Raw genomic sequence first — 10,347 nt, forward strand, 5'->3', positions numbered from 1 at the left:
GTTCAAGTCGTATAACGATTCAGTTCCGATTGAAGCACAGTCGAGATGTTATCAGAAACGTTAATCTGCGCCAAATGATAAGCATCCAACAGTGCGCCTCCAACTGCCAACAAGTTACTGGTTATGTACTGAATTCTTTTCCCATCAGGCCTGTAAGCAGCATCAAGTCCTTTCTGAACGGCCCTGACCATATATGGTGAACTCAGACAGCTTCCAGTCATCGCCATGGACACTGTTGGCTGATCGAAACAGGATGCCAGCATGAGGATGCCGACAACAGCTGTATCGGCAGCAGAGTCACACACCCTAACCGCGAGGGGAATATTCCGGACTGCAGCTTCGGTCACCAGAGGTGCCATTTGGCCAAATCTCCGATTAATAGCCTGCTGATTATCAGCAAAACCAGACACTCCCAGTGCTGCTAGCTCCGAAACAGAGCTTACCTGCCAATACGTTAAAACCTGCTCAACCCATTCTTGATCCTGCAACTCATAACGTCCAGCCAGTATGGAATGAACCGTGTCGTAAGCCAGAAAACGTGCTGCTGTCGGCGCATAATGACCGAACTGATCATTGCGAAGCCAAGCTCCCTGTTCGGTTCTGCCAAGGATCAGAGATCCTGTTCCTCCAATAGCGACAATACCTGGTTCACCGTTGAAGGCCGCTGTATGGGCGATATGTGTATCGTTTACTGCACTGATTCTGCCGGTAATCCCGGTTCGGGCAATTAAGGCTTCGGCCCAAAGCGTATCTTCAGGCTTATTCAGACCTGCCATCCCTGCCTGAATAGAGCCGATCTGATCTGGCTTGAGTCCAGCCTGTGTTATGGCCTCAGCGATACCTTCCAACACATGTTGCTCGGCATGGATATCGTGATAACGATTGCAACCTCCCTTTTGCACATAGGATAACAACCTTCCGTTCTGATCGGCGACAGCCACACGGGTGTGGCTCCCTCCTCCATCCATCCCAATTACGTATGTATTCATCCCTAACTTCTCCCTCCCAACTGAACAATAAGAGTGCCGGGGCTTTAATCAGGTCCCGGCAGGGAATTTATTGCTTTTGCACAGCGAAACGTAGCAGTTCACAACGAAATTGTGTCGGTTCATCATACTTATCCTCTTCAATCGTCTGTGTGACATGTTCTTGAAGCAGAATATTCCAGCCTTTATAAGCCTCCTCGAGTATAGCAATAGCCTCGGCTGTTGGCAGGTTCAGCTCAATTAACGGCTCAATCTCACGGCCTGAGTTCATTTCTTTCTCCTCCACATTGGTACTCATCGTAATACAATGAATGCCGCCTGTTCGAGTTCCTGCTTGTAACCGCTCTAGCGCTTCCTTGAATGCTTGTTTATTCGATACATGTTCCAGACAAGAACAAGCAGCTATAAAGTCAAAACGATCCTTCTCGATGGCATAATGCTCAACGTCTGCTTTTACAGCTTGCACGAGATGATCTACATTATATTCTTTCGCATACTTGCGAAGTCCATCTATAGCCTCGTCCAGCAAATCCACACCGATGACTTCACTGTTCGTCTGTGCAAGACGCTGTGCAATGGGTATCGTATGCCTTCCTACTCCGCATCCCAGATCAAGGACACGCAGTTCCTCCTTGTGAGCGAGGATACGTTCCAGCATATCCATCACCATAGGCATTGGCCTGGACATCCAAGTGCCAGAGGCGAATAATTCATTATTCTCATAGAAGTTGGAATGATAACCTGCCTCTGCTTTTCGTGCAGCCTCAAATTGTTCATTTCCCATTAAGACACCCCCATAGTTTAGAAATTAAACGTCAATGTCCCAGTACCAGCGAATAAAAGGATTGAAAAAATGACCATGATGACCAATCCAGCCGTTACAAGTAATTTACCCGTATCTCTCTTGTATGAACTGTCGTTAAACAACATGACTCCACCTATGGAAATAGCCACCGGAGCGAGAAAAAGTGTAATCAGTACAAGCAAAACGATGGAATAACGATCCAATACCGATTCTTCATATTCAGTCATATAAGGTTGTTCAGGCATTGCCGTTTTTGTGGCAACCAGATTACCGCAAGATTTGCACTTAAACTCATCTTCTGCCATTCCTTCATGGCAGTAAGAACATTTCCTTTGCGTGCGTGCCATCTTCCGCCTCCTTCCACATCTGTCCTATCCATGAATACCCATAATACAATATAAGAAATCAATGGATTACAGATACTGGATGCGACAGATGGTTCTTCATAAAGGATTCCAGTGCAGCCTCATATCCGGTGCGATCAACTTGAAACGCTGTGCCATGACCCGCACGGGGGACAGTCAGCAATTCCTTTTTGGTTGGGCAAGCTTCGTACAGCCTGTACACCATTTCCGTTGGTACAAACGTATCCGCCTCCCCATGAATGAACAGCACGGGAACGTTAACTTTGGCAAGTTGCTTGAGAGCAGAAGCCTCTTTGAAGGAATACCCTGCTTTCCACCGGGAGATCAAACTTGTGACAGGTATGAACGGAAATGCAGGCAACTTGTATAGTTGCTTTAACTGGAACGTCAGTTCTTCTTCCACAGATGTATATGCACAATCAGACACAATCGCTTTAACCTGAGTCGGCAGGGCTTCACCACCTGTCATCAGTACGGTTGCTCCTCCCATGGATATGCCGTGCAATATGATTTCCCCTTTTGTACCCACTTTTTCAAGCACCCAGTTGCTCCACTGTACATAATCCTTACGATCTAACCAGCCAAAACCGATGATGTCACCTTCGCTCCGGCCATGACCCCGATCATCCGGCATTAACACGTTATACCCATGCTTTTCCGCATAAAATCGGGCAAAACCAGCCATTTCTCTGCCTTTCCCCGAATAACCATGTGCCAGAATCACGGTCTGATCTGACCCCTTATTGGAACTAAGCCATGTACCATGCAGTTGTAATCCATCATACGATTGAAGAATTACCTCTTCTGTAGGCTGAGCATCCAGCCACTTCAGGTCAGAAGCACTGCTGATGATTTCATTGTCCGGCTCAGGCATCAGATTCGGATTATCCACCAAAAACGTTTTTGGCGTACGACGAATGGCGGTTTTGAAAAAATAAAGTCCACCTGTCCACAAAAGAGCAAGAAGGATCAGTACCATTACTGCAAGTACGTAGAATATCATGAACGGGTCCTACCCTCTTTCCTTATTGAGATATCATCAATCTTTACTTACTCGTTGCAGTGACGCACAGGCGGCTTGGTAGGCAGGTAACAAAGCATCCAGCAAAGGTTCTGCTTTCCGTGATTGACCTTCCTTCGCGAACTGCTCTATCTGGGCAAACAAAGTTGATAAATAACGAATCCCCAGACTCAGACTCCCTGATTTCAGATCATGGGCTATTTCAGTAGCAGCAACATGGTCGCCAGACACAATATTTCTGCGCAGCACCTCAATTTTGCCAGGTGTTTCGGTACGATACATGTCCAACAACATGCCAAGGAGTGTGCGATCACCATCGGTGTTTAATTCCGCAATCTCATGCACGATGCTCATATTCAGTACCTCTGTCGCTTCGGAGGATTGCTGCCACTTCTGGATCATCTTACTCAGTACTTCCAGTGTGAAGGGTTTGCCAATAAAGTCGTTCATCCCGGCTTCCATACACTTGTCTTTCTCTCCCTGCATAACATTACCTGTCATTGCAATGATTGGTGTGGTATGGCGCATTTCATCCATTTCTAAGGAGCGGATTTGGCGTGTTGCTTCCAAACCGTCCATTAATGGCATCATATAATCCATGAGAATCAAACTGTATTTTTTGCTGTGAAAAGCTGCAACGGCCTCTTCCCCATTCACTACAGAATCCACTTGGGTTATTCCCAGCTTTTTGAGCTGCAGCATAACAAGCTGCCGGTTGATGACATTATCATCGGCTAGTAATACGGATACAGAAGCAGTTTCATCATGCATAGCCTCCCTCTGATACTCTGGAGTGGGAGTAGTAGACTCATTCACGGCCTGATTAACGTGTTTTTTGCCAAGTGCAAGTTCGAACCAGAATGTTGATCCTTCACCCTCCTGACTCTCTACTCCAATCTCACCTTCCATTAGAATAACGAGTGATCTGCAAATGGATAATCCAAGCCCTGTCCCTTCATACTCTCTCGAGCGTCCTCGTTCTGTCTGCACATAGGGTTGAAATAACTGGGTCTGATCTTCCTCCGAAATACCAATCCCTGTATCTTCAACTTCAAATCGAATGATTTGCTTGTTCACATCATCCTTACTAAGAGTGACTCGTATCTGTACAGAGCCTTCTGATGTGAATTTGTTCGCATTTTGAATGAGATTGATCAATATCTGCGTAATCCTCGTTGAATCCCCTTCAAGAAGATTGGAGATGCCGGGGTCACAGTCTATTGATAACCGATTGCCGTTCTTTCTGACTTGGGGTTCAAGCAAACGAACAATATAATTTATCGTCTCTTGCAGATCCACTTCTCCCCGTTCAAGCCGCATCTGACCCGCCTCAAGTTTGGATAGATCCAGAAGATCCTGAATCAACTTAAGTAGCAGTTTGGCAGCATCCTGTATAACGGAAACCGAAGTCTCCTGTTCTTCAGACAAGGGGGACAGCTTAAGCATCTCAGCCATCCCCAATATGCCATTTAATGGCGTGCGAAAATCATGACTGATGCCTGCAATAAATGCGTTTTTGGATTCCCCTGCATCTACTGCTTGCTGACGTGCAGCTTCAAGACTATTATTGTTCTTCGCAAGCAGACGCTGGAGTGTTACCAGTTCATTATTCATATCCGAGAACTCCGCGAGTATCCGTTCCTCTTGCTCTTTGCTCCGAATCATCTGATCCGATAACTGCTCAATCGTTCTGCGCAGCCTCTGTATCTCTCCGTTCTCAGTAGACATCACATCATCCCTCTCCTAATCCCTAACCATATCCATATCCAGATGATTGCATGTAGCTGGCTGAGCCAATAATTGTTCTGCAACTGCAACTGCCTCATCGGCTCCCGGAGCATAACCGTCGGCTCCTATCGTTTTCCACAAATCCTGATCAATGTTAAAAGGATATCCCCCGACCATAATCTTCACATGTGCCGTTGCCGGATGATGACGAATCAGTTGAATCAATTCTTTGGCCAGATGAAGGTGATACGTCATCGTAACTGAAATCGCAACAACATCACCCTGATGGCGCTCTATAGCCTCGACTACACTTCCATTAGGAACATTGGCTCCCAGATAGTGCGTATCCCAGCCTTCCATCTCGAACACATCTGTGAGCATACGCAGTCCGATCTCATGTTGTTCACTGCCTACACAGGTGGCAACCAGCCTTTTACCCTGACCCGCATGAGTCAACCAGCGAGAATAGAGACGTGAGATGAATGATTGGGTCGCAGCCGTACAAAAGTGCTCTTGCCCCACACTGATCTGATGATTCTGCCACAATCGTCCGACTTCATATTGGGTAGGCTGAAAAATATATCGATAAATATCACGAATCGTCACCCCAGCTTCTAACTGAGCTTCAATGATCTCGAAGGCTTCTTTCCGTTTATTCTCAAGTAAACACTGCAAGTACGATTGCGCAGCATCTCCATATGGCATGGATTCGTTAATATAACCCGCCTGTGACTCCATTTGTGTTGTTCTATATATTCCCATCTCCAGATAATCGAGCAGAAGTGCCTTTGACGGATGGTCAAATTCTTCTTCCAATGCCTCTTTAATCAGGTTGAGATTAATCGCCAAGTCTTCTTGTGATACCTTGTAACCTTCAAGTAGAACTTTCAGCCAGGCAATATAATGAGTAAACAGGCCCGGACTCTGTAAGAGCGCACTTTCTGCCAAATAGTTCAAGCTATACTGAGAATCCTGTTTGGTTCGCATTTTTCCGTTCTCACCAAATCGCTCAAGTAAATCGGGCTGTCTAAGGTACTGTTTCTCCGTTATTTTATCAGCTAAGTTTCCCGATTCCTGGAGTAAACGTTCTCCTGCTTCTTGATAACTCATAGATGCACCCCTCCTCTACCCGCATCACATCTCCATCATCATTCGTGACTTATCCAGAATGAGATCAATGTTAGCTAACTTGTAATCGGGATAGGTTCTTCTATTTGATCCAACCAATCCATCCATTCCGCTCTAAAAAGTTCTGTTCCATTATACATGAATTTTTGATGATCATGTATTTTACGCCATGCATGTATAGAACAATCTTCCTATATTATGGAGGGCCTTGCAAGCCAGTCAGCCAGTATAAGCCTTTACTTTTGGTTCCACAAAAAAACTGACCTGCGTTATGAACGCAAGTCAGTTTTCCCTTCTGCCGCCAGTCCCAGCTTCTTCAACATCCGAATCGCATCCACTTTCTCGGAAGGATCAAGTCCTTCCAAAGCATCGATGATGACCTGATGGTGTTGAGGAAATATCTGTGTGAACAATTCTCTTCCTTCATCGGTTAACTCAGCGTAAATGACACGCCGATCTTCCTTGGATGGTCGACGAAACAGCAGATTTTTATTTTGCAACTTATCTACAACATACGTAATATTACCACTGGACATTAGCACTTTTTCACCAATCTTTTGCAATGCCTGCGGTCCCTTATGATATAACAAATCAAGCACACCAAATTCTGTCGTATTCAGTCCGTGACTCTGGATGTCCCGATTGGAACGTGAGGTCACAGAATTGTAGGCCCGAACAAGAACCACGAATAATTGTAAAGACAGTTCCCGGTTGTCCTCCGTGTTCAGCATTTCAATAATCCTCCATCAGTTGTTTACATTTCGGCTCGTATGAGAAGCCAGCTTCTGCTCCCACTCCTCACGGAGCATTCCCATACGAATTGAATCATAGTACTCCCCACGAACGATACGACACTTCCGCATTCGCCCTTCCACCTGTAATCCGGCTTTTACGGCCGCACGCATCATTCGTTCATCACCAGACCAAGTAGTCAGTCCAACGCGAACCAAAGGAAGATGTTCGAACAAATGACTTGACCACATGACAAGTGAACGTGTACCAACCCCGCGTCCCCATTGGGCAGATCTGTATATTACAATCCCCATTTCCAGCCACATGGATAACTCATCTTCTATATAATAGCTGATCGTGCCCACAATTTGTCTGTCGGATTCAATGATACGGATCGATACCGGTTTGGAATCACTTGCATCAACGTCCAATCGTTTGAGCATACCTTGTTCGAAACTTTCATAACTTTCGTGTTTAAGTGGGTAATAAGGTGCATCCCATTGCTTCCATTCAGGTGCGTCATCACAGTAGATCAATTCATAGAGTTCTTTCAGATCCTTTTTCTCCACACACCGGAGAACAAGTTCACCATCCACGATGGGTAGTTCTGTCATGAGATGTAACGCACCCTCTTCCATATTAAGAACGATGGAGCTCTTCTATACTGCCGTCCGCTTGGGCAAGAATGACTGTGCTCGCCATATCCACAAAAAGTCCGTTATCAACAACACCTGGTAACATGTTCAATTGAACATTAAGGCTCGCGGCGTGATCAATCGCTTCCATATGACAATCCGCTATCAGGTTTCCGTTGTCTGTCAGATAACGTTGCTGTCCATCCATCCGCCACTGTGGTTGACACCCCAATTTTTCGAGGGCCTGGAAGGTCCACTCCGAAGCAAATGGAACAACTTCAACCGGAAGCGGGAATTTACCCAACTTTTGCACGGCCTTGCTGCCATCCGCTACAATAATCAATTTGTCACTATTGGCCGCCACGATTTTCTCACGCAAAAGAGCCCCGCCTCCCCCTTTGATCAGGTTAAATTCGGGATCTACTTCATCAGCGCCATCAATGGTCAGATCCAGACGTCCAATCTGGTCAAATGGAATGATAGGAATCCCCCATTCACGGGCAAGCTTGTCCGAAGCCTCTGAAGTGGCAACCGCTTGAATGTTCAATCCATCACGTACCCGCTCACCGATTCGGCAGATGGCATAATAAGCGGTTGAACCTGTACCCAATCCAACCTTCATTCCATCTTCAACATATTCCGCCGCACGCTCTGCTGCTATCTGTTTAAGATTCATCTATAAACCCCCGCTGCTCATAATTTGAGAAATGCATATGTAGTTATTATAGATAAAACCGCTTCCGATGTATATCCGTGCCTTCTGTTGCATCTTTGCCATCTTATTTTTGTTTTGTTGAAGGATGTTTTTTTACCCACCATGTTATAGAATACAGAATGAAGCTAAAAAATGGGAAATTTTAAAATAAACAGTTCTAAATACCTATAAACCATCTGATATGTCCATAAATACGTAAAATATTAAAAAAATTTTAACGATACTATTCAATTTAACGACATTTTATACGACATATTAATTATAGATGTGTTTTAATAATTAGACACCTATGGTTCATACGGTACATAAGTCTCTACGAAAGCGACTGATAAACCAAGACCATGGTCGCATAAATTTCCTTTGGAGGGGATCCCGGAATGATCTAGTTCACTGTACCAAAGCAACCTAAAGTTTCTTAATTTAAAGAAGATCAGGAGTGGAATTTAGTGAAATCATTAAGTTGGAAAAGCATGTCGTTTTTCTCCAAAAATTTGTTACTCTCATTTACCAATATCATTATCATCGGGGTAGCACTTATCGCAAGCAGTTACTATTTTCAAAAAACAGTTCTTGTTGATCAACTGCATGGACAGGTGGAACAAATCACCAAAAAATGGGCTGAAGATATCAATCCTGCCGAGGTACAAGCTGCTATTGCGGAAGGCAGCTATGATGGAGCAGCACAAACAAAATTACGAGCGTATTTTGATGAAATGCAAGAATATTATCCTAACATTGCACAAGCCTACATCTTCGGTGTTGAGCTCGGTGGCGATAACAAGAGATTAACTTCCCTTGTAGCGATGCCGACCAACCTAAGAGAGGCTTTTCAAAGTGAGAACGTAAATATCGGTGACATGTATGAGCAGCCGGTCGTTGTAGCCAACGCACTCAAAGAAATGCTTAATACGGACCGCCCTACATTCACCACATTCTATTCCGATGATTTCGGAACTTGGACAACCATTGCATATCCGATCAAAGACAGTAACGGTAAGATTTTCTCATATTTTGCCATTGATGCAGATGCATCAGCCGTACCCGCAGGACTTAACTCCTTGCTAAAAAACGGAATTATCATCCTTGTAGCTTTCTTGCTGTTATTCCTGATTATCCAATACCTTGTGGTTAAAAACACCCTTTCCCCTATCCGTCATTTGATCAAAGGAATTGATGACGTCAGTCGGGGTAATTTGAATGTCAACATTCCGACAGGCAAAGACGATCTGGGACTCGTTAATGAGAAGTTCAACACCATGGTTCGCAAAATCAACGATACTATCGTTAAAGTGCAAATCACATCACAAGAAGTTAATCAGTCTGCCAAAGAGCTATATGAAGTTTCCGAACGCAACAGTGACAATGCAGATTCTATCAATAACAACGTAACTCAAATCACTTCCAACATTCGTTCACAGGAACAGGCAACCCGAGATAGTGCACGTGCCATGTCCGAGATGGCTACTGTAATCCAGACAATTGCCACCAGCTCCGCTAGTGTAGCGGATGAAGCCTATGAAATGGAACGTCGCTCACAACAAGGTAACAGCGTTGTCCGTCAAGTATCCGAACAGATGAACCTGATTACCGAATCGGTTAAGAATACTGCTTCTGCCATTGAGGTTCTGGAGAGTCGTTCACAGGAAATTGGCGATATTCTCAATATTATCTCGGGAATCTCCAGCCAAACAAACTTGCTTGCCCTGAATGCCTCCATTGAAGCAGCACGTGTTGGTGAAGAAGGAAGAGGATTTGCAGTTGTTGCAGGTGAAGTACGCAAACTTGCTGAGCAGTCTGAACAAGCGACCAGCCAGGTTGGCGTATTGATCCAGGAGATTCAAGCTGGAATCAAACAAGCTGTACGTGCTATGGAACAAGGTACGTCAGAAGTAGATACAGGGCTCAGCGTAGCCGATCAAACAGGTCAACTGTTCGAAGACATTTTAGAAGCAGCGAAAAAAGTATCTAATCAGATTCAGGAAGTATCAAGCGCGACGGAAGAAATCTCTGCGGGTACTGAAGAAATGACCGCTACAGCAGAGGACTTGTCTTCAAGCGTAAGCAAGACTGCAAACAGCAGTGAACAAATTTCCTCATCTGTTGATGAGCAAAAAGCATCTTTGATCACACTGGTAGACTCCTCCACACGCCTTAACAGCATGTCTGAGGAACTCCAAGAACTAATCTCTCATTTCAATGTAAGCAAACAATAATTCAAATCCACAAACATTC

At 44.9% G+C, this 10,347-nt stretch carries 10 protein-coding genes; 1 reads left to right on the forward strand and 9 read right to left on the reverse strand.

Annotated features, from left to right (window positions below):
* Positions 1-2: 2 nt before the first annotated feature.
* The 9 genes from MKY73_RS19065 to rpiA all read right to left on the reverse strand — a co-directional run bounded on the left by MKY73_RS19065 (position 3) and on the right by rpiA (position 8,076).
* Positions 3-989, reverse strand: coding sequence for a BadF/BadG/BcrA/BcrD ATPase family protein (locus MKY73_RS19065; RefSeq protein ID WP_339303037.1), 987 nt, complete (start codon positions 987-989; stop codon positions 3-5).
* A 67-nt stretch (positions 990-1,056) separates the two neighbouring features.
* Entirely contained in the window at positions 1,057-1,770 is a 714-nt protein-coding gene (locus MKY73_RS19070; RefSeq protein ID WP_339303038.1) for a class I SAM-dependent methyltransferase, read from the reverse strand.
* 17 nt (positions 1,771-1,787) lie between these two features.
* A complete protein-coding gene (locus tag MKY73_RS19075; RefSeq protein ID WP_339303039.1) occupies positions 1,788-2,138 on the reverse strand; it encodes a hypothetical protein in 351 nt (116 codons plus the stop codon).
* 58 nt (positions 2,139-2,196) lie between these two features.
* A complete protein-coding gene (locus MKY73_RS19080; protein WP_339303040.1) occupies positions 2,197-3,159 on the reverse strand; it encodes an alpha/beta hydrolase in 963 nt (320 codons plus the stop codon).
* A 36-nt stretch (positions 3,160-3,195) separates the two neighbouring features.
* Entirely contained in the window at positions 3,196-4,905 is a 1,710-nt protein-coding gene (locus tag MKY73_RS19085; RefSeq protein ID WP_339308662.1) for an ATP-binding protein, read from the reverse strand.
* A 15-nt stretch (positions 4,906-4,920) separates the two neighbouring features.
* The gene (locus MKY73_RS19090; RefSeq protein WP_339303041.1) at positions 4,921-6,015 is read right to left on the reverse strand and encodes a cobalamin-dependent protein; all 1,095 of its coding nucleotides are present in this window, start codon (positions 6,013-6,015) and stop codon (positions 4,921-4,923) included.
* A gap of 287 nt (positions 6,016-6,302) precedes the next feature.
* Complete coding sequence (locus MKY73_RS19095; RefSeq protein ID WP_339241344.1) at positions 6,303-6,764, reverse strand: MarR family transcriptional regulator; 462 nt, start codon at positions 6,762-6,764, stop codon at positions 6,303-6,305.
* Positions 6,765-6,779: 15 nt separating this feature from the next.
* Positions 6,780-7,379, reverse strand: coding sequence for a GNAT family protein (locus tag MKY73_RS19100; RefSeq protein WP_339303042.1), 600 nt, complete (start codon positions 7,377-7,379; stop codon positions 6,780-6,782).
* A 25-nt stretch (positions 7,380-7,404) separates the two neighbouring features.
* Positions 7,405-8,076: a ribose-5-phosphate isomerase RpiA gene (gene rpiA, locus MKY73_RS19105; protein ID WP_339241340.1), complete on the reverse strand. Its 672-nt coding sequence runs from the start codon at positions 8,074-8,076 to the stop codon at positions 7,405-7,407.
* Between the two features lie 509 nt (positions 8,077-8,585).
* On the opposite strand from rpiA, the gene MKY73_RS19110 reads away from it, so the two are divergent.
* On the forward strand, positions 8,586-10,328 hold the full coding sequence (locus MKY73_RS19110) for a methyl-accepting chemotaxis protein (protein ID WP_339243008.1): 1,743 nt from the start codon (positions 8,586-8,588) through the stop codon (positions 10,326-10,328).
* The last annotated feature ends 19 nt before the right edge of the window (positions 10,329-10,347 follow it).

It is taken from the genome of Paenibacillus sp. FSL R5-0519, from assembly GCF_037974275.1.
Taxonomy (GTDB): Bacteria; Bacillota; Bacilli; order Paenibacillales; family Paenibacillaceae; genus Paenibacillus.